Origin of the sequence: Neobacillus sp. SAB-20_R2A, from assembly GCF_049568635.1 — a bacterium.
GTDB lineage: Bacteria > Bacillota > Bacilli > Bacillales > Cytobacillaceae > Neobacillus > Neobacillus citreus.
The window spans coordinates 4,510,925-4,531,663 of the sequence record NZ_CP145895.1 but is presented as its reverse complement, the minus strand read 5'-3'; the positions used below and the strand labels follow the sequence as shown (position 1 = coordinate 4,531,663).

Sequence of the window (20,739 nt, the reverse complement as noted above, 5' to 3'; positions counted from 1 at the left end):
TGATGCGAATAGTAGTTCAACGTAGCAAGGCGGCCAAAGTAACGGTGGGTGGCGAGGTGATTGGGCAGATTGAGAAAGGTCTTGTCCTGCTTGTTGGAGTCACCCATGACGATAAGATAGAGGATGCTGCTTATCTTGCAGATAAAATCGTCAATTTAAGAATTTTTGAGGATGCGAACGAAAAAATGAACATGTCCTTGCTGGATGTTGGCGGGGAGATTTTGTCCGTTTCGCAATTTACCCTTTACGGGGATTGCAGCAACGGAAGACGGCCAAGCTTTATCAAAGCGGCGAGACCCGAATATGCGGTGGAAATTTATGAAACCTTCAATCATTTATTACGTGAAAAAGGAGTCCATGTCGAAACCGGTCAATTCGGGGCTATGATGGATGTGCAGTTAACAAACGACGGCCCGGTAACGTTAATTGTCGAAAGCAAATAACTGCTTTAGAGCGTTAAAAAGAGACTGACTTGGTCAGTCTCTTTTAATTTGACTTAAAATATCTTGCAAGTCCCTCGTATAAACCTGATGCAGCATTTTCTTGGTAAGTGCTGGAGTTCAAAGTCATTTCTTCTTCCGGGTTGCTTAAATAACCTAACTCCATGAGTACAGCTTTTTGATTATTTTCCCGAATGACATGATAATCGCCAATGCGAACTCCGCGATTTTTCAGTTTCGCTTGTCCTACCGCAGCGTTGTATAGGGTGTCAGCCAGATTTCTTTGATAAACGTGATAATAATAGCCTGTCATTCCGCGCACACTTCGATCTAAGTCACTGTCATAATGGAGACTGACGAACGCATCCGCATTATAGGAATGGGCCATTCCAACCCGAGACTGCAGGGAAATAAAGGAATCATTGTTTCTTGTAAGATAGACATTTGCTCCGGCTGCCTTCAATTTATCATATAAAAGACGGGCAGTCCTAAGTGTCAAATCCTTTTCTAATGTCCCGTTCGCTCCCGTTGTTCCATTGTCGCCGCCGCCGTGGCCTGGGTCAAGGACAATCGTTTTATTTTTCAAATAGCCTTCTGCGCCTGCTCTCTCAATCTGCGGTGCAGAGCCGTTAGCCGAGACCACCCAGCCGGCTACATAAGCAGTATTTCCATCTTCCAGTTTAATTTCATACCAATCATTCTGCACGCTGTTGACAGAATAAGCTTCACCTTCATTTGCCCGCACCACTACATCTGATTGTACGCTAGGCGATTTACGGATGTTAGTTCCATTTTGCAGAATGGTGATGGCACTTTCCTTTACAGTTTGTCCAGCATCCGAAGAGGTCTTTGTTCCGCTCTTATCCAGATAAAACCCGGATACCCAGCCGAAGCTGCCTGATTTTAACTCTATTTTTGCCCAGTTATTGTTCTCTTCAACGATAGTAAAGCGTTGTCCTCTTGTTACAGTTCCAATCACTGAGGAATTTAAAGTAGCCTCGGAGCGAACTCTTAAACTATCGGCGGTAACAAAACCGGACATTCCGGTTGTTTGCTTGCTTTTCGCTGTAACTTTTGAGACCTCCGAATCAAGGTTAATAAATTCAGCGCTGACCCAGCCCTTCACATTTAAATAGCTAACCTGTACCCATTTATTTTGCTGGGATAAAATCGCCACGCTTGTCCCTTTTGTCAGTTTCCCGATAACCGGACTTGCTGCATCTGGTGACTGCCTTACATTCAACGTGTCGCCAATTACACTGCCCGTATCGGCACCGGCACGTGTACTTGTTTTATTACCCGCATTAGTAGTTGAACTATTTTCCTGCTGACCAGCTGTTTTTAGATCAATAAATTCCTTCGCAACCCAGCCCTCCCCGAACATTGAGGAGATTTTGTACCAATTTTCATTTTGGTCAATTACCTTAACTGCTTGACCTTTTGTTAAAGAACCAATGACGCGGAAGCTTGTCCCTGGGCCGGTTCGGATTCTTAATTGACTGGAATTGGCAGTTGCAGCAGATTGACCGGAAGAGGAGACGGCTTTGGCTGTTTGTTCATTATCCTTTGTTACGAGCCAATTGACTACCCAGCCTGTTTTGGCAAAGGAAACTTGAATTTGTATCCATTCTCCTTGTTCTTTTACGATTGGAAATGTTTCGCCGCGGTTCACTTGCTTCAATAATGGATAGCTTAAACCGGGTCCGGTGCGAACATTAAGCGAATCCACGGCAATCGATACGCTGCCGCTTGCAGCGCTGCTTTTTCCTTCAGGCAGGAAGGCTCCCAAAAAAAGAATGATAGATAATAATAGCAGACTAAACTTTTTGTGCATATCTTCCTCCTTTACCATTTTATTTTAACGTAAAATATACTGAAAATCATTCCTTAAATGGTCATTTTTGGACAAGCTTTATTAAAAAATAAAAAGTGATGAAATTTTTTCTCCCGAGATGGAAAGAATAAACACAAAAGGAAGTTTAACAGGGGGGATTTGCGATGCGGTCAAGTGACAAGGGAATGGACATCCAATCAATGAATGGCCGGCTGTTCGGTATGGATTTCCATGATTTTATTGAAAAAGAACAGCATTCTGGTTCCTATGAGCTTGCATCTGAATTTGGATTAACGATGAGGGATGTAAGAAAGCTAAAAAAACGTTTGGAGCGATCTTAAAACTTGCTTGACAAAAGTTGCTGTTGCTCCGTATTATTATTAAATAATCAAAATATTATTTGCATAAAACCAATGATGGAGCATAGTAGTTAAGACAATCCATGAAAAGAGAGAAAATGCCCTGGGCTGAAAGCATTTTTGCATGAATCTTAATGAATGAACACTCCGTAGGTTTCTCTCTGAAAAAGGGTATTCCTCTATTAGGAGAAGAACGTGGCAGGCGTTAACTGTTTGAGAGGAAGCCGCTGAACTTAAGCGCGCTTCAACTAGGGTGGCACCGCGGAATAAACTTCCGTCCCTTGTTTTAATACAAGGGATGGGAGTTTTTTTATTTTGTTTTGAACCGCCATACATAAATACGTATTTAAGGAGGTCATTGGCATGTCAATAAACATACCAAGAGGAACCCAAGACATATTGCCAGGAGAAGTAGAGCTATGGCAGATGATTGAAGAGAAGGCTAGAGAACTTTGTGAAAAATATCAATACCAGGAAATCCGAACTCCTATTTTTGAACACACGGACCTTTTTTCCAGAGGTGTCGGTGACACCACCGATATCGTTCAAAAGGAGATGTATACATTTGAAGACAAGGGCGGCCGCAGCATTACTTTAAGACCGGAAGGAACAGCATCCACTGTACGGGCATTTGTGGAGAAAAAGATGTTTGGGCTTCCAGGGCAGCCGATCAAGCTTTATTATATGGGGCCGATGTTTCGATACGAACGTCCCCAATCTGGCCGTTTCCGCCAATTCGTCCAATTTGGCGTTGAAGCATTAGGCAGCAACGACCCCGCGATTGATGCGGAAGTCATTTCGCTTGCGATGAATCTATATAAAGAAATGGGTTTATCAAAGCTGAAGCTGATCATTAACAGCCTTGGTGACAAGGACAGCCGAAATGCGCACCGTGAAGCGCTAATCAATCATTTCAAACCAAGAATCGGTGAGTTTTGTTCGGACTGTCAAAACCGTTTGGAAAAAAATCCGCTTCGAATTTTGGATTGCAAGCAGGACCGCGACCATGAGCTAATGCAGACGGCACCGTCCATTATTGATTATCTCAATGAAGAATCTAAAGCTTATTTTGGAAAAGTCCAGCAGTATTTAACCCAGCTTGATATTGAATTTGAGGTTGATCCAAACCTTGTCCGTGGTCTGGATTATTACAACCACACCGCCTTTGAAATTATGAGTAATGCCGAGGGCTTTGGTGCCATTACGACACTCTGCGGGGGCGGCCGCTATAACGGGCTGGTCGAAGAAATCGGCGGTCCAGAAACACCGGGCATCGGTTTTGCTTTAAGTATTGAGCGTTTCATTGCCGCTCTTAAAGCAGAAGGCATTGAAATGGAAATCAATCAAGGGATTGATTGCTACCTTGCCGCACTTGGAGAGGAAGCAAAGGATTACACTGTCGGCCTCCTGCAGCAGCTTCGTTTGGCTGGTTTTTCCGCAGAGCGGGATTATTTAAATCGAAAAATTAAAGCCCAGTTCAAGGCAGCTGACCGCTTACAGGCGCGTTATGTAGCTGTTCTTGGCGATGATGAATTAAAAAACAATAAAATTAATGTAAAAAATATGGAGACAGGCGAACAAGTGGAGGTTGAACTGAATTCCCTCGTCAACTATTTTCAAGGTTTAAAAGCATAAAGGAGGATTTTTAGCATGTTTGGGAGATCGTATTTTTGCGGCGAAGTTCCAGAGACCGCAGTTGGGGAAAAAGTAACGTTAAAGGGATGGGTTCAAAGAAGACGCGACCTGGGCGGATTAATATTTATCGATTTGCGCGACAGATCCGGCATTGTTCAGATTGTTTTCAATCCGGATGTTTCAAAAGAAGCTTTAGAAACAGCGGAAAAAATCCGTAATGAATATGTTCTTGATATAGTCGGCACAGTCATTGCCCGCGAACCTGGAACCATTAATGAAAATCTTAAAACAGGAAAAATTGAAGTTCAAGCAGAACAGGTAACGATCATTAACGAGGCAAAAACACCTCCATTTACCATTTCTGACAGGACCGACGCTTCTGAGGATGTCCGCCTGAAATACCGTTATTTGGACTTCCGCCGTCCGGTCATTTTTGAAACATTAAAGATGCGTCACCAAGTGACAAAAGAAATCAGGAACTTCCTTGATGGGGAAGGCTTTTTGGATATTGAAACACCGATTTTGACCAAAAGTACACCAGAAGGAGCCCGTGACTATTTAGTTCCAAGCCGCGTGCATCCTGGTGAATTCTACGCACTGCCGCAATCACCGCAGCTGTTTAAGCAATTATTGATGGTTGGCGGCGTAGAACGCTACTATCAAATTGCCCGCTGCTTCCGCGACGAAGACCTGCGTGCAGACCGTCAGCCGGAATTCACCCAAATCGATATTGAAACAAGCTTTTTAAGTCAAGAGGACATAATGGCCTTGATGGAAAAAATGATGTCCAAACTGATGAAGGAAGTAAAAGGTGTAGAGGTGGCAGCGCCATTCCCGCGTATGGGCTATGACGAGGCAATGAGTCGTTACGGTTCAGATAAGCCTGATACCCGCTTTGGATTGGAGCTAGTCGATGTTTCGGAAATTGTAAAGGAATCTGGCTTTAAGGTATTTGCTTCTGCCGTTTCGAGCGGCGGACAAGTGAAGGCGATTAATGTAAAAGGCGCAGCGGCTCAATACTCCCGAAAAGATATCGATGCCCTGACCGATTTTGTGGCTGTTTATGGTGCGAAAGGTCTGGCTTGGCTAAAAGCAGAAGCAGATGGACTAAAAGGACCGATTTCAAAGTTCTTCTCTGAAGATGATGCTGCAGCCCTGAAAGCTACACTGGAAGCTTCTGAAGGCGACCTGCTGCTGTTTGTAGCTGATAAAAAGAGTGTAGTAGCTGACGCGCTGGGAGCTTTACGGTTAAAGCTTGGCAAGGAATTAGAGCTAATCGACCAAAGCCGTTTCAATTTCTTATGGGTGACAGACTGGCCGCTGCTTGAATTCTCAGAAGAAGATGGACGTTATTATGCTGCCCATCATCCGTTCACAATGCCTGTCAGAGAAGATCTGGAGTACTTAGATACTGATCCTTCCAAGGTTCGCGCCCAAGCCTATGACCTTGTATTAAACGGCTATGAGCTAGGCGGCGGATCGTTAAGAATATTTGAACGGGATATTCAGGAGAAAATGTTCAGTGTTCTTGGTTTTACGCCTGAACAGGCCAAAGAACAATTTGGCTTCCTGCTGAATGCTTTTGAATACGGTACACCACCGCATGGCGGAATCGCTCTTGGGCTCGACAGATTGGTTATGCTGTTAGCTGGCAGCACCAACCTTCGCGATACGATTGCATTCCCTAAGACTGCAAGCGCAAGCGACTTGTTAATGGCAGCACCAAGCGAGGTTTCCGATGCCCAATTACAGGAACTAAATTTGTCACTAAAAATTAATAAATAGCAGGCATTAGCTCACATGGTCACCTTGAAGGTGCTTTGAAAATATGCTATGATTAAGTCAATCAAGAAGAGTCCTGAAATGTACGTTGTGTTACCTGAAGTTTTGACCGAACATTGTTTATTTGGGAGTCCGGAGTTTTCTGAATGCGTAAATGCCTCATTCCAAGCGAATAAGGGGACTTACAAAATCGGGGACAGGACACCCCCCTGCTGAGTGCGGGATCAAAACGAAGGATCAAAAGCGACGGCACCATTGGGACTCTTCGTTTTTTCGCAAACACACCTTCTGTCAGTGATGGCAGAAGGTTTTTATTTCATTTTTGATATATACAAAAAATTAAGAATGGGTGGAAGCCAATAATGAAGACGCTCTATCTTGATTGTACTTTTGGCATTGCCGGGGACAGGGCTTTGGCCGCACTAATCGATTTAGGAGCCGACATCTCTTACATAGTTGGTCATTTGAGAAAGTTACCAATAGAGCCGTTTGGAATCGAAGTACATAACATTACGAATCAAGGCATTGCTGCAAAAAAAATAAGCATCTTTTACCAATCGGAAAAAAATCAACATCAGGGTGCGCAAGAGATATCTAAAATAATTGCAGAAAGTGAGCTCCCAGATAAAACTAAAGACCGCAGTTTGGCAATATTTCATGAATTCGCAAATGCCAAAGGAAAGCTAAATGGTATCGACTCGAATGAGGTTTATTTTGAAATAGCTTCTATAATCGAAATCATTGGCTTCTGCCTAGCGCTTGAAAGCCTCGAAATCGAAGAAATATTCGCATCACCCGTTCCGGCAGGTTTTGGCCACAAAATGACAGCTCACGGGCTCTATCCAATACCGTCTCCAGTCACGCTTGAGCTGCTAAAAGGGATTCCGCTTGCAGAATTAAACGTCCAAGGAGAATTGACGACACCAACTGGGGCAGGGATATTACGTTCACTCGTAAAAAAATTCATCACTATTGGCGGACATGTGGTGGACAAGATTGGGTATGGGGCAGGTGAAACGGATTTTGACCACCCGAATGTTCTACGGGCATTATTCATCTTCCCTATTAAGCAAGACCCAAATCAAGAACGGGAATCAATCTATATATTGGAAGCCCAACTTGATGATATGACTGGTGAGGGTCTTGGGTTTGCAATGGAACGTCTGCTGGCTGCAGGAGCTCTTGATGTTTTTTATACCCCTGTTTACATGAAGAAAAATAGGCCAGGTACCCTTGTAACCGTTTTGGTTTCCTTAAACCAGGCAGACCGTTGTGAACAAATTTTATTGGAAGAGACTACTACTCTGGGGGTCCGAAGAAGCATGTGGAGCCGCAATATTCTTGACAGAAGATTTATTGAGGTTGAAACTCCCTATGGTCCAATTAGGGTGAAGCAGGCCTGCAGGGGGAATAAAATCCTCCACCAAGCTCCGGAATATGAGGATGTTGCAAGAGCAGCAAGGGAGCACAAGGTACCGTTTCAAACGGTTTACCAATATGCCATGAAATTAGCAATGAATGAGCAGATGGGGGATTAAATATGGTCCATTTGATTCCCATTACAGCTGTTGTGTTAGCAGCAGGCAACTCCTCAAGGATGGGGGATTTTAAACCTTTGCTGCCTATCCAAGGGATTCCTATGCTTGAGTTGGTGCTAAGGAATGTTTTATCCTTCCCATTTGAAAATGTGATGGCAATAATCGGCCATAATGAAAATAAAATTAAAGATGCCATACATATTCCTGATCAGCGCTTTAAATGGGTAAGCAACATCCATTTTAATCAAGGTTTAAGCAGTTCAATAAAAACTGCTGTTCAGCAATGCAATGTTGAACCCTGCGGTCTAATGGTCTTTTTGGGCGATCAGCCTTTACTTAAGAAGTCAACAATACAACAAATAATCCAGACAATCCTGAAAACGAACGTAAATCAATCAAATTACATTCTTCAGCCAACCTACAACAGTGTTCCAGGACATCCGGTTTATATATCTTCACAGCTGTTTCCATATGTTGGTAAAATAACCGGAGATCAGGGGGCAAAAGCGATATTTAAGTTTGCCGATAAACATTTCCAAATTCCCATAGACGATGAAGGGACCATTTTAGATGCCGACACCTATGAGGATTATCAAGATATTATCCAAAAGATAAAAAAATCATTCTAGGTGCTTCTGTTTTCAGGAAAGTATGATATATTTTTTAAGGTGAAAACATAATAAAATAAATCGAATTTAATTTCTGGAGTGAACACTATGCTGCATCAATTTTCTCGTAATGAGCTTGCAATTGGTAAAGAAGGCCTTGATATAATGAAAAACAGCACGGTTGCCGTGTTAGGGATTGGCGGCGTCGGTTCTTTTGCCGCGGAGGCGCTTGCCCGTTCTGGAGTCGGCCGTCTAGTGTTGATCGATAAAGACGATGTTGACATTACTAACGTTAACCGCCAATTAATTGCCTTGCTATCTACTGTAGGCAGACCAAAGGTTGAAATTATGGAGGAGCGGATTAAGGATATTAATCCCGATTGTGAAGTTATTTCCCTAAAGATGTTTTATACAGAGGAAACATATGAAGAAATCTTCAGCCACAAGTTAGATTTTGTTGTTGATGCTTCAGATACAATCATGTATAAAATCCATCTGATGAAGGAATGTTTAAAGCGAAATATCCCAATTATATCAAGTATGGGCGCCGCTAACAAAATGGATCCCACCCGCTTCAAAATTGCGGATATTTCAAAGACGCATACAGACCCGATTGCTAAGGTAATTAGAACAAAATTGCGTAAGGAACGAATTCACAAAGGCATTCCGGTTGTCTTCTCCGATGAAAGCCCAATTGTCATCCGTGAGGATGTTAGAAAAGTTGTTGGAAACGAAAAAGCTGAGATTCGCAAGGCGAAAATGCCGCCATCTTCTAATGCATTCGTGCCATCTGCATGTGGGTTAATCATGGCAAGCTATGTAGTTAGCCAATTACTAAAAGATATCAAAATCATGCGCGTAGCAGATGAGAAATAGTTTACCAGGCTCTAAGCAAAAATGCTTAGGGCTTTTTTTTGCTGAAAAATCATAAATACCCCTAAAATTGGAAAGCTATAAAAAAATTGGGTGTGGTGGTTTATGATGAAAAAAAGCTTTTTAAAGCCGCTTCGCAATTTGTTTAAAACGGAATCTCAATTTTACGAACAATCAAACCAACAAAGAATTCATTTAAAAGAACAGGATATAAGCAGTCATTATGAACAAAATTTAGAAACTTTTAAGTCCATTTTTTCAATCCCAAAAAACTTTGATGTCAAGATACATGACTTTACCGTCCGTGCCCTAAATCGCCGTGCGTTTGTGCTGTACATCAGTACCATGGTCGACTTAGAACAAATTCGGAAAAATATTTTCGGGCCTCTTATTGAAAGCGATCAGCCAATAAGAGAGATTCAAGAGATTGTTACCTTCCCAATTGAGCGGACAAGCACCCAAATAGGAGAAATTACGGAGACCATCACCAGTGGCTTTACCGCGCTACTAATCGACGGTGATCCTCAATGTTATTTATTTGGAACATCGAAAGTCCAGGGACGCAGCATTGAAAAATCGGATAACGAAGTGATTGTCAGAGGGGCGAAGGAAGCCTTTAACGAAAAGCTGATTGATAATATTTCGTTAATCCGGAAAAAGATTAAAAATGAAAACCTGATTATAGAGGCTCACGTTGTTTCTAAACGTTCCAGGAATGATGTTCTGATCGTTTATGAACAAGACCTAGTGAATGATGAATTGCTGAAGACGATAAAGGATAAGCTTGAATCTTTGAATACTGACAGTATTATCGATTTAAGCATATTGGAGCAGTACATTGAGGAACGGCCAAGATCGCTGTTTCCGACCATTTTAAACACGGAACGCCCAGACCGGGCAGTATCATTTATAGAAGAGGGACACATTGTTTTGTTAATGTCCAACTCGCCTAACTGCCTTGTTCTCCCGGCAACCTTTTGGGCCCTGTTCCATTCACCGGAAGACCATTACCTGCGGACACCGTATGGTAATTTCATTCGGCTTTTGCGATTTATGGCATTATTTATCTCAATTTTTTCCTCGTCCTTTTATATTGCGATAACAAATTATCATGTCGGGATGATTCCGCCCGATTTGTTGATGGCCATGGCGGGTACAAGAGAACGAGTTCCTTTCCCTTCCATCATTGAAATTCTTATGATGGAACTGGCCTTTGAACTGATTCGGGAAGCGGGGCTGCGCGTGCCCTCTCCGATTGGGCCCACGATTGGAATTGTCGGTGCTTTGATTTTGGGCCAGGCAGCCGTTCAAGCCAACATCATCAGTCCAATTGTCATCATCGTCATCGCCTTAAGCGGGTTAAGTTCCTTTATTATCAGCGATACCAGTATGAATTTTGCGATTCGTTTAAGCCGCTTTTTGTTTATTTTTGCCGCAGGCTTTATGGGGATTTATGGTATGGGGGCATTAATAGTTTTGGGTCTCTTTTATTTAGTTTCAATAAAGTCATTCGGTGTCCCTTACTTTGCACCGATGACCCCGCATTTCTCTTCGGGAAGGGACTTAATCATCCGTCCAGTACCTATGAAGCAAAGGTTACGCCCGGGTTATCTAAAGCCGAAAGATATGGTTAAACAAAGAAGGGATTAAGATTAGCATGAAACAGCAGCCGGGAAAACTTGGTATTCGAGAGTATGTATCAATCGCGATTTTGATGGTCGGTTTAAAAGCGACTGAAGAAACACCAGCTGGTTTATATAATATGGTCCAAAATGCAGCTTGGATGATTCCACTTTTATCAGCTGCATTCTTCTTCATCCCGCTCTTTTTGTTGATTAAAACAATGTCTTTATTTCAGGGGGAAAATTTGTTTTATGTGATTCAAAAATTACTTGGCCGCTATTTCGGATTTTTTGTTTGCCTTGTTGTTTTTGTCCTCAGCTCATTTGCCATTTCGTTTGATTCTCGAGATTATACCAATATCATACGGGCATTTTATTTTAATACGACACCCGTGTTGGTCCTTTATGCCATTTTAATATCAATTTGTGCTTACGGAGCGAAGAAAGGAATTCAGCATATCGGTTCGGTTTCTTATTTGATTATTTTTTATGTCATTCTCACTTTCATTGTTGCGTTATTATTAAGTACTCAAAATAGTAATATTCAAGCCATGTTGCCAATTTGGGGGGCGGGAAAACTTGCTATTTTAGAGAATAGCTCGCAAAGAATTTCGATGTTTGCTGAATTTTTTATGCTTACCATGCTCGTTCCTTACTTAAAGACAAATAATGAATTTCGAAAAGGCACTTGGATTGCTTATTTTTGTGTCAGCATTCAAACAAGTGTTTCAACACTATTTTTCATTTGTTTAATGGATCAATCTTTAGGAGGAATGGGTTATCCATTTCATACGACGATTCGCTTTATTTCACTGGGAAGTTATATTCCTAATATCGAAATCTTCTTTTTTGTTATCTGGATTATGGGAGTCTTTATCCGATTTGCCGCTTTTTTGTATATAATTGCCCTGATGTTCGGCCATATTTTCAAAATCAAGGACTTTGAATACTTGATCCCACTGCTTGGAACCATTTATTTATTGATTGGTAATATGCCAAACAATCCAATTGAGGTAACGCTTGAACTAAAACCGTTGATTGGGATGATATCCGGTCCCGTGTTTTCTGCCATTGCCCTGCTATTATGGCTTTCTGCCTTGTTAAAAGGAGAATTTAAACATGCAAAAAACAAAAAAAGTATCTAAATTTTTGTTGATAGCCGTGATTGTTTTTTCCTTAACAGGCTGCTGGGATCGTGAGGAAATGGAGGATAAATCCTACGTGATTGGACTTGGCATTGACCGTTCTCACCATAAAGGGAAAATCAAAGTGACCATGCTGCTTGCTAACCCGGAAGTAGGGAGTCAGCAAGGCGGCGGCGGTTCAACGGAAAAGCCTAGAGAGATTGTTTCCTTTGATGCCAACGATATCATTGCCGCAAAAGTGACGGCAAATTCGGTTGTCTCGCGAATTATAAGTTATGATTTATTAAAGATTATCGTAGTTTCCGAGGAATTTGCAAAGGATCCAAAATTTTATAATATCCTTAATGACGTAGTCTTTGATAAAGAAATTCGCATGAACGCCTATTTGGCAGTTTCGAAAGAAAAGGCCGCTGAGTATTTTTTGAAAAATAAACCAAAAATGGAGACCAGGCCCCATAAGTACTTTCAATACATGATTGACCATGGTATAGAAAATGGTTTAATCCCCGATTCGACTCTTTTCCGCTTTTTTAAGACAACAGATAGAGGATCAGACCTTTTTTTAGCGATGAACACCTCAGCTGTTAGGGAAAAGCATCCTAAATTTAAAGGGGAAGATGAATATTTTGCCGGGCAGCTGAATGCATCCGGGGAGTTCGATGATACTCAATTTATCGGTTCGGCAGTGTTTAGAAACGGAGTAATGATTGGGAAGTTAACCGGTCAGGAAACAAGTATGGTCAATATTCTTGATGATACAACAAACATGAGTGATTTTTTTCTGGATATCCCTAATCCCTTTCCAGGCGAACGAAAATCATTCGCCGTAAGAGTGATAAAAAAAGAAAACAATAAAATCAAAATGGACCTAAAGGGGTCTCGCCCAAAGATTTTTATCACCATACCCGTAAAATTTGAACTCATGTCAAATCCCTCGAGGATTGACTTTACGAAAAAGAAAAATCAAGAAGTCATAAAAAGGAAAATCGCCAGCCATTTTAAAACGGAATTTGAGAAGTTTTTGAAAAAAACACAGAAAGAACTAAAAGGTGCCCCATATCCGTTGTCCTTTTACGCTCGAAGATATTTTGGAACCAACCCGGAATTTGAAAAATTCAATTGGCCGAAATCGTATTTAAAAGCAGAAATATCCGTAAATCCCGACGTTGAAGTAATAGATTTCGGTAAAAGGCAAAAGAAAAACTTAAAGGTGGAGAAATAACGTGAAAATCCTATCAATCGTTGTGTTGTTTGTTATTATCCTTTATTCCCTTGGCTTTGGCATCACCTTGTGGAAGGATAAACAAAGATTGGGGGCGATAGCCGTTTTTTTCCTTTGTCTAGCTATTGTTGTCCTTCCGTTTTTTTCGATCTTTTAATCATTCTCAGTCTCCAGCCCTAGTTTCTTTCCACCTTCAGCCGCTTAATTCCCTCCTGAGATTAAGTTAAGATCATTAGTGAATTAGTAGGAAAATTTTAACTGATGGGTTAAAATGTAGGGGCACTCGAAGAGAGGGGAGAAAATTTTTGGAATCAATCGTAGAATTAAAAAATGTAACGAAAGTGATTAAAGGCAGAACGATTATTGACGATATCAGCTTTCAGGTATATAAAGGCGAGGTTTTTGGTTTTTTGGGTCCGAATGGTGCTGGGAAAACGACGACGATTAGGATGATTGTCGGCTTAATGGGAATTACTTCTGGGGACATTATTATTGGCGGTTCCAGCATTAAAACACAATTTGAAGACGCCGTCCGCCATGTCGGGGCCATTGTGGAAAATCCGGAAATGTACAAGTTTTTAACAGGTTATCAAAACCTGATACATTATGCGAGAATGGCCAAGGGAATAACGAAGGAAAAAATTGCTGAAGTGGTCGAACTGGTAGGACTGTCGGACCGAATCTACGACAAGGTGAAGACCTATTCTCTTGGGATGCGGCAGAGATTAGGGCTTGCACAATGTCTATTACATGACCCGGAGGTATTGATTCTTGATGAACCGACAAACGGTCTTGATCCTGCAGGAATTCGGGAAATCCGAGACTATGTCCGCCGTCTGGCACGTGAAAAAAATATGGCAGTCATCGTTTCCAGCCACCTCTTGTCCGAAATGGAAATGATGTGTGACCGAATCGGCATTATTCAAAATGGGCAATTGATTGATGTTCAGCAGGTGAAGGAATTCATTCAAGGCAATGAAACGGTCCATGAATTGGAAGTAATTCCGAGCGAAACAGCTCTACCAATCGTACACGCTCACTTCCCAGATGCAGAGGCAAATCTGTCACGAAACGGAATATCTGTCAGTCTTTCAAAAGAGGATATCCCCCATCTGGTTAAAATCCTCGTCCAAGAAGAAATCAAAATTTTTGGCATAAAGGAAACAGCGAAAACTTTAGAGGACCGCTTCCTTGAAGTAACTAAAGAAAAGGAGGCGGAAGCCCATGTTTAATTTAATAAAAAATGAATGGATGAAAATTTTTCGGCGTCCCGGCACCTATGTCATGATTGCGCTGCTGATTGTTATAACCTGCATTGTCGGCGCCTTTTTTAAATACCAAGAAACTGGCTCTAATGCTGTTCCGGATAAGAATTGGCAGCAAACATTGCAGGAAGAAAACGATGCCTTAAAGAAGCAGATGGAACAAAGCCGAACCAAAATAGAAAAGGACTTTTTCAAAGAGGAAATCGCCATCAATGACTATCGAATTAAACATAATCTTCCGGCAAAAGAGAAATTTAATGTTTGGTCGTTTGTTAAAGAAGCATCCGAACTCATCACACTGGCTGGCTTGTTTACGATTATCATTTCCGCCGGAATTGTTGCGAGTGAATTTAATTGGGGGACCATTAAACTGCTGTTAATTCGGCCAATCAATCGAAGCAAAATATTAATTTCAAAATATCTGACCGTTTTATTGTTTGCGCTGACTATGCTGGCAATTTTATTTGTGTTTTCGGCGGCCCTTGGCGCACTGTTATTCGGAATGCCTGAGCATGCCGCTCCGTATTTAAACTACCATAACGGTACGGTTACTGAGCAAAATATCGTGGTCCATTTATTAATCTATTATGGTTTAAGCTCCATTGATATGATTATGCTTGCGACGATGGCGTTCATGATTTCTTCTGTCTTCCGAAACAGTTCACTTGCCATCGGATTATCTATTTTCTTATTATTTACTGGAGCACAATTTACCGCGCTGCTGTCTCTTAAGTTTTCCTGGGCAAAATATATTCTATTTGCCAATACAAATTTAATGCAGTACTTTGAAGGAACCCCGATGGTCGAGGGGATGACGATGAATTTTTCAATCTTTATTCTAGTTATTTACTTTGTTATTTTTCAATTCTTGGCATTCTTTGTGTTCAAAAAACGGGATGTTGCTGCATAGTCAGATGAAATGGGGCTGTCTCATCTTAGCTGTTGAGACAGCCTCCTTTTTTCCAATTATAGTGAAATGATATGGGTAAACTATTTTGTAGAAAAAATTATCTGGAGGACTTTTATATGGAAATTAAAATCAGCAATCAGGCATTAAAATGGTTTAAAGAAGATATTGGCCTTAAGAAGGGAGATAAACTGCGATTTTATACGCAAGTTTATGGAAATAGTCCTATTCAGAAGGGGTACTCTTTGGCGTTTACTCAAGAGGAGCCCTTAAAAATAGCAGCCAGTACTGATCTGGATGGGATCCTTTTCTTTGTTGAAGACGGTGATGTCTGGTATTTCGACGGGCATGATTTACATGTTGATTATGATGCAAAAGAAGATGAATTGAGATATGAGTATGTTAAACCCTGACTCACTCCACGGGGCAAGCCCGCTTGGTTTTACGGGCTATTTTTATAACCTAATAGGATAATTCGGGCAGGAACAAGGATATCCATCGCTGGTAATTTTCTTGTCGTTAAGAGATAATTGTTTGGTACTCGTTCTAAAAGGAGAAATATAGAGTGGAAAAAATCAAGCATATCTCCAGCGAATTTAAAGATTGGATCATACAGACATTAAATAGAGGTGCAAGCCCGGAGAAAATCGTCGATGCGATGATTAGTAAGGGATTCGATGAAACATTTGCATTAAGGACTTTATTGCGTATTGGTGGAAACCAATCGATTGTAACAGCTGATAAGCAAAGCCCTTATTATTATGAAATTCCTGAAATTGGCCAAAAGGGCAATAAACTATATGCAGGGGACCGGGAAATTAAGGTGCTTTCTAGAGTGGAGCATCCATTTATTCTGCATTTAGATAATGTGTTAAGCCGCGAAGAATGTGACAAACTGATTAGCCTTTCAAGCGACAGATTACAGCCTTCTCATATTATTGATAAAAACACTGGGGAGAACCGTGCAGCTTCTGGCAGAACGAGCAAAGGAATGTATTTTACAATCAATGAAAATGGACACGTCTCCACAATTGAGAAAAGAATTGCTGAATTAACTGGCTATCCGATTGAAAATGGTGAAGGGCTGCAGGTATTGAACTATAAAATAGGCGAGGAATATAAACCCCACTTCGATTATTTCCCGGCAAACCTGGTTAAAGAAGATAAAGGGGGACAGCGGATCGGCACCTTTTTAATCTATTTAAATGATGTCGATTCAGGAGGAGAAACCGTATTCCCAAAGTTAGGAGTATCGATTGTTCCGAAGAAAGGAACAGCTGTTTACTTTCATTATGGGAATAGTAAGGGACAAGTCGATCGACTGTCCTTGCACACCAGTGTGCCGGTATCCGAAGGTGAAAAATGGGTTGCCACCAAGTGGATCAGGCAAGGGAGAATTTACTAACAAAGATAGGGGCAGTAACAAATGACAGAAAATAAACCATATAGAGTATTACTATATTATATGTATGTACCAATCGAGAATCCGGAGGAATTTGCCGCTCTGCATTTGCAGTTCTGTAAGGAACTAGGACTTAAAGGACGAATTTTAGTGGCTGCCGAAGGGATTAATGGTACGGTATCGGGAACGGTCGAGCAGACTGAAAAGTATATGGAAATCATGCATCAAGACGAACGTTTTGCTGATATGGTTTTTAAAATTGATGAAGAGGATGAACATGCCTTTAAAAAGATGCATGTCCGCCATCGGTCGGAGCTTGTCACCCTTCGCTTAGAAGACGATATCAATCCTAATGAAACGACGGGTAAACATTTGAGTCCGAAAGAATTCTATGAGGCAATGCAGGATCCAAAGACCGTTGTCATTGATGCCCGAAATGACTATGAATTTGATTTAGGTCACTTTAGAGGAGCTGTTCGGCCAGACATAACAGCCTTTCGCGAGCTTCCGGACTGGATTCGGGAAAATAAACAGCAGTTTGAAGGGAAAAAAATCTTGACCTATTGTACTGGCGGAATTCGCTGCGAGAAGTTTTCAGGCTGGCTTGTAAAAGAAGGCTTTCAAGATGTTGGACAACTACATGGGGGTATCGTGACCTACGGGAAGGACCCTGAAGTGCAAGGACAGCTTTGGGACGGACAATGCTATGTATTTGACGGAAGGATCAGTGTGCCGGTTAATCAGGTTGAACATGTTATCGTCGGGAAAGATTATTTCACGGGTGAACCTTGTGAACGATATGTAAATTGTGCAAACCCGGAATGCAATAAACAAATTATTTGCTCAGAGGAAAGTGAGCACAAATACCTTAGGGGCTGCACACATGAATGCCGAGTGCACCCAAGGAACTTGTATGTGAAGGAACATGAGTTAACGGAAGAAGACGTAGAATTGAGATTACAGCAGATTGGCGAAGAGTTTTCAGTTAAAAACAGCTGATCTAATTTATATAAAAAAATGACGTGTGAATTGGTACACGTCATTTTTTTATACATGTTTAATTTTTTCGTGTAAGCTTTTCATAGACAGATGCGAGTGCCTGTTCGAATTTCCCTGTCTTTTTCGGCTGATAGTATTGTTTGTTCTTGATCCGGTCCGGCAGATATTGCTGCGGTACCCACCCGTTCTCATAGTCATGCGGATACTTGTAGCCAATGCCTCTGCCAAGCTCTTTCGCCCCTTTGTAATGGGCGTCTTTTAAATGGTCCGGGACATCGCCGGTTATTCCTCTTTGAATATCGGATAGGGCCGCATCAATCGCCAAAATAGCAGAATTGGATTTGGGCGACAGGCATAATTCAATGACCGCATTGGCAAGTGGAATACGTGCTTCGGGAAAGCCTAGCCTTTCTGCCGTTTCAATGGCCGCCAATGTACGTGCTCCCGCCTGAGGGTTGGCAAGTCCGATATCCTCATAGGCAATTACAATTAACCGGCGGCTAATGCTTACTAAGTCCCCGGCTTCAATTAATCTGCCAAGATAATGAAGGGCGGCGTTTACGTCACTGCCGCGGATTGACTTTTGGAAGCCTGACAATACATCGTAATGAGCGTCCCCGTCTTTATCCGCGGCAATGCTTTTCTTCTGCAGGCATTCTTCAGCTGTTTGAACATCGACATGGATAACGTCATTTTCATCTGAATCTGATGAAAGAATGGCTAATTCCAAGGCATTTAAAGAGCTGCGGACATCTCCTCCTGAGCCTTGGGCAAAATGCTGAAGCGCCTCCTCGGTTATATCAACTTTTAATCTGCCGTAACCCCGTTCCTCATCTTCTAAGGCCCGAACTAAGGTTTGCGTAACTTCATTAGGTGTTAATGGTTTAAGTTCAAAAATTTGACAGCGGCTGCGAATGGCTGGATTAATGGCATGATAAGGGTTGCTGGTTGTAGCTCCGATCAATACAATCATTCCGTTTTCCAAATAGGGCAATAGGAAATCCTGTTTGGCCTTATCTAACCGGTGGACCTCGTCCAACAGCAGGATTACTTTTCCGGACATTTTCGCCTCGGCAGCAACAATTTCCATATCTTTTTTATTATTTGTAACGGCGTTTAACGTTCGAAAGGCATATTTGGTACTGCCGGCAATGGCGCTCCCTATCGAGGTTTTTCCTATCCCGGGAGGACCATACAGAATCATTGAAGTCAGCTGCTTGGCTTTTACCATTCTAGCAATGATCTTGCCCTCACCGACAAGATGCTGCTGGCCGGCAACTTCTTCAATTGTTCGCGGCCGCATTCGAAATGCCAACGGTTTTTGCTGCATAGTAATCTCTCCAATAAATATTTTGCTATATCCTAACAATACCATTTCCTCGTGGAAAAGCATATTAAAGAAGAATATGTTATAATTCTAATGCCAACCAAAATACTACGGATTTTTTTGAATATAGATTTTTTAAAAAATAGAGGTGTTATTTTATGAAAATATCAACAAAGGGCCGCTACGGTCTGACAATTATGATTGAATTAGCAAAAAATTACGGAGAAGGGCCAACTTCTTTAAAAACAATAGCCCAAGCGAATGACCTATCTGAGCATTATTTGGAGCAATTGATTGCACCGTTACGAAATGCTGGATTAGTGAAAAGTATCAGAGGAGCATACGGGGGTTATATATTAACTGATGTACCTGCTAAAATTACCGCTGGCGATGTCATTCGTGTGCTTGAGGGCCCGATTACACCGGTTGAAGGAATTGAAGATGAAGAACCGGCTAAACGGGAGTTGTGGATTCGCATTCGCGATGCGATTAAGGGTGTATTAGACAACACGACTCTTGAGGACTTAGCAAGCCACAGTGAAGATGGCGAAATGGAAGGTTATATGTTTTATATTTAATGACGAAGCTAATAATAGAGAATTATGTTGATTTGAGGTGTCATAATGGAACGAATTTATCTCGACCATGCCGCAACCTCTCCGATGCATCCAAAAGTGATTGAAAAAATGCATGAGACGATGAAATCCGTTTTTGGAAATCCATCAAGCATCCATGCTTTTGGCAGGGAAGCGCGACATTATATTGATGTGGCGCGGGCAACACTCGCGGGGAGCATTGGGGCAAAGGAAAACGAGATTATTTTTACAAGCGGCGGTACCGAAGCGGATAATATGGCCTTATTTGGCGTTGCGGAAAGCTATCAGCATTTAGGAAAGCATATTATCACTACCCAGGTAGAACATCATGCTGTTCTTCATGCTTGCCAGAAGCTTGAAAAAATGGGCTTTGAGGTCACCTATTTGCCAGTTGATGAAACAGGCAGGATTTCCGTTACTGACCTGCAGGAGGCGTTAAGGGACGATACCATATTAGTTTCCGTCATGTATGGAAACAACGAGGTTGGCACCATCCAGCCGATTGCAGAAATTGGCCGGCTTGTGAAGGATCATCAGGCAAAATTTCATACAGATGCTGTCCAGGCCTATGGGATGGAAAAAATAAATGTCGATGAAAGCTATATTGATTTGCTATCGGTTTCTGCTCATAAAATAAATGGACCAAAAGGGATCGGTTTTCTTTATGTAAAGTCAAATGTTAAAATTTCACCACGTTTATTTGGCGGCGAGCAGGAGAGAAAACGGCGCGCTGGAACAGAAAATGTCGCATCTATTGCCGGGTTCCATGAAGCGGTTCTGATTGCGATGGAAGAACGTTCTGCAAAGAGAGAACAGTTTGCTGAGTATAAGCAGCTTTTGATGAACAAGCTTCAAGAATCAGGGATTGAGTTCACTGTAAACGGATTGCTTGAAAATTCCTTGCCGCATGTATTAAACTTAAGCTTTCCCGGAACTAACGTGGAAGCCATGCTGGTCAATCTTGACTTGGCGGGGATTGCGGTTTCGAGCGGTTCTGCCTGTACGGCCGGATCAATTGAACCATCGCATGTCCTTGTGGCGATGTTCGGAAAAGGCTCAGAGCGATTGTCGAATGCAATCCGTTTTAGTTTTGGCTTTACCACGACAACCGAAGAAATCCTACAAGCGGCGGAGGAAACAGCAAAGGTTGTTTCGCGGCTTAGAAAATAAAAGCAAGATTATTTT

General features: G+C 41.8%; 20 protein-coding genes, 1 other RNA gene and 1 other annotated feature. Of the genes, 19 read left to right on the top strand and 2 right to left on the bottom strand.

Annotated elements, in window-relative coordinates; genetic code table 11:
- Window positions 1-2 precede the first annotated feature (2 nt).
- Window positions 3-443: a D-aminoacyl-tRNA deacylase gene (gene dtd / locus V5M37_RS22280; RefSeq protein WP_423799185.1), complete on the top strand. Its 441-nt coding sequence runs from the start codon at window positions 3-5 to the stop codon at window positions 441-443.
- A gap of 43 nt (window positions 444-486) precedes the next feature.
- On the opposite strand, the gene V5M37_RS22275 is transcribed toward dtd, so the two are convergent.
- Complete coding sequence (locus tag V5M37_RS22275) at window positions 487-2,274, bottom strand: SH3 domain-containing protein (RefSeq protein ID WP_423799184.1); 1,788 nt, start codon at window positions 2,272-2,274, stop codon at window positions 487-489.
- Window positions 2,275-2,438: 164 nt separating this feature from the next.
- On the opposite strand from V5M37_RS22275, the gene V5M37_RS22270 reads away from it, so the two are divergent.
- From V5M37_RS22270 to V5M37_RS22195, 16 genes are all read left to right on the top strand, one after another.
- Window positions 2,439-2,615: a hypothetical protein gene (locus V5M37_RS22270; protein ID WP_423799183.1), complete on the top strand. Its 177-nt coding sequence runs from the start codon at window positions 2,439-2,441 to the stop codon at window positions 2,613-2,615.
- 63 nt (window positions 2,616-2,678) lie between these two features.
- Window positions 2,679-2,918, top strand: a binding site (T-box leader).
- Between the two features lie 78 nt (window positions 2,919-2,996).
- Entirely contained in the window at window positions 2,997-4,268 is a 1,272-nt protein-coding gene (gene hisS, locus V5M37_RS22265; RefSeq protein WP_423799182.1) for a histidine--tRNA ligase, read from the top strand.
- 15 nt (window positions 4,269-4,283) lie between these two features.
- Window positions 4,284-6,053 carry an aspartate--tRNA ligase gene (aspS, locus tag V5M37_RS22260; protein WP_423799181.1) on the top strand — a complete coding sequence of 590 codons (1,770 nt, stop codon included), beginning with the start codon at window positions 4,284-4,286 and terminating at the stop codon, window positions 6,051-6,053.
- Between the two features lie 67 nt (window positions 6,054-6,120).
- A non-coding RNA gene (ssrS, locus tag V5M37_RS22255) (6S RNA) lies at window positions 6,121-6,316 on the top strand.
- A gap of 96 nt (window positions 6,317-6,412) precedes the next feature.
- Window positions 6,413-7,588: a nickel pincer cofactor biosynthesis protein LarC gene (gene larC / locus V5M37_RS22250; RefSeq protein WP_423799180.1), complete on the top strand. Its 1,176-nt coding sequence runs from the start codon at window positions 6,413-6,415 to the stop codon at window positions 7,586-7,588.
- Between the two features lie 2 nt (window positions 7,589-7,590).
- Window positions 7,591-8,217, top strand: a complete 627-nt coding sequence (locus tag V5M37_RS22245; RefSeq protein ID WP_423799179.1) for a nucleotidyltransferase family protein — start codon at window positions 7,591-7,593, stop codon at window positions 8,215-8,217.
- An 87-nt stretch (window positions 8,218-8,304) separates the two neighbouring features.
- The gene (locus V5M37_RS22240; protein WP_217033761.1) at window positions 8,305-9,072 is read left to right on the top strand and encodes a tRNA threonylcarbamoyladenosine dehydratase; all 768 of its coding nucleotides are present in this window, start codon (window positions 8,305-8,307) and stop codon (window positions 9,070-9,072) included.
- A 105-nt stretch (window positions 9,073-9,177) separates the two neighbouring features.
- Window positions 9,178-10,719, top strand: a complete 1,542-nt coding sequence (locus tag V5M37_RS22235; RefSeq protein ID WP_423799178.1) for a spore germination protein — start codon at window positions 9,178-9,180, stop codon at window positions 10,717-10,719.
- A 7-nt stretch (window positions 10,720-10,726) separates the two neighbouring features.
- Entirely contained in the window at window positions 10,727-11,836 is a 1,110-nt protein-coding gene (locus V5M37_RS22230; protein ID WP_423799177.1) for a GerAB/ArcD/ProY family transporter, read from the top strand.
- Complete coding sequence (locus tag V5M37_RS22225; RefSeq protein WP_423799176.1) at window positions 11,811-13,058, top strand: Ger(x)C family spore germination protein; 1,248 nt, start codon at window positions 11,811-11,813, stop codon at window positions 13,056-13,058. Before V5M37_RS22230 ends, V5M37_RS22225 begins: the two co-directional genes overlap by 26 nt.
- A gap of 1 nt (window position 13,059) precedes the next feature.
- Window positions 13,060-13,215: a hypothetical protein gene (locus V5M37_RS22220; RefSeq protein WP_423799175.1), complete on the top strand. Its 156-nt coding sequence runs from the start codon at window positions 13,060-13,062 to the stop codon at window positions 13,213-13,215.
- Between the two features lie 148 nt (window positions 13,216-13,363).
- Entirely contained in the window at window positions 13,364-14,290 is a 927-nt protein-coding gene (locus tag V5M37_RS22215) for an ABC transporter ATP-binding protein (RefSeq protein ID WP_423799174.1), read from the top strand.
- A complete protein-coding gene (locus V5M37_RS22210; protein WP_423799173.1) occupies window positions 14,283-15,233 on the top strand; it encodes an ABC transporter permease in 951 nt (316 codons plus the stop codon). The genes V5M37_RS22215 and V5M37_RS22210 overlap by 8 nt, the downstream gene beginning before the upstream one ends.
- Before the next feature lie 116 nt (window positions 15,234-15,349).
- Window positions 15,350-15,643: a HesB/YadR/YfhF family protein gene (locus tag V5M37_RS22205; protein ID WP_378584136.1), complete on the top strand. Its 294-nt coding sequence runs from the start codon at window positions 15,350-15,352 to the stop codon at window positions 15,641-15,643.
- 152 nt (window positions 15,644-15,795) lie between these two features.
- Window positions 15,796-16,635: a 2OG-Fe(II) oxygenase gene (locus V5M37_RS22200; protein WP_423799172.1), complete on the top strand. Its 840-nt coding sequence runs from the start codon at window positions 15,796-15,798 to the stop codon at window positions 16,633-16,635.
- Window positions 16,636-16,656: 21 nt separating this feature from the next.
- A complete protein-coding gene (locus tag V5M37_RS22195; RefSeq protein ID WP_423799171.1) occupies window positions 16,657-17,631 on the top strand; it encodes a rhodanese-related sulfurtransferase in 975 nt (324 codons plus the stop codon).
- Window positions 17,632-17,689: 58 nt separating this feature from the next.
- Here the strand turns inward: V5M37_RS22195 and V5M37_RS22190 are convergent, their stop codons facing one another.
- Complete coding sequence (locus tag V5M37_RS22190; RefSeq protein WP_423799170.1) at window positions 17,690-18,961, bottom strand: replication-associated recombination protein A; 1,272 nt, start codon at window positions 18,959-18,961, stop codon at window positions 17,690-17,692.
- Between the two features lie 155 nt (window positions 18,962-19,116).
- On the opposite strand from V5M37_RS22190, the gene cymR reads away from it, so the two are divergent.
- Window positions 19,117-19,536: a cysteine metabolism transcriptional regulator CymR gene (gene cymR, locus V5M37_RS22185; RefSeq protein WP_213144757.1), complete on the top strand. Its 420-nt coding sequence runs from the start codon at window positions 19,117-19,119 to the stop codon at window positions 19,534-19,536.
- Between the two features lie 45 nt (window positions 19,537-19,581).
- Complete coding sequence (locus tag V5M37_RS22180; protein WP_423799169.1) at window positions 19,582-20,724, top strand: cysteine desulfurase family protein; 1,143 nt, start codon at window positions 19,582-19,584, stop codon at window positions 20,722-20,724.
- Window positions 20,725-20,739 lie beyond the last annotated feature (15 nt).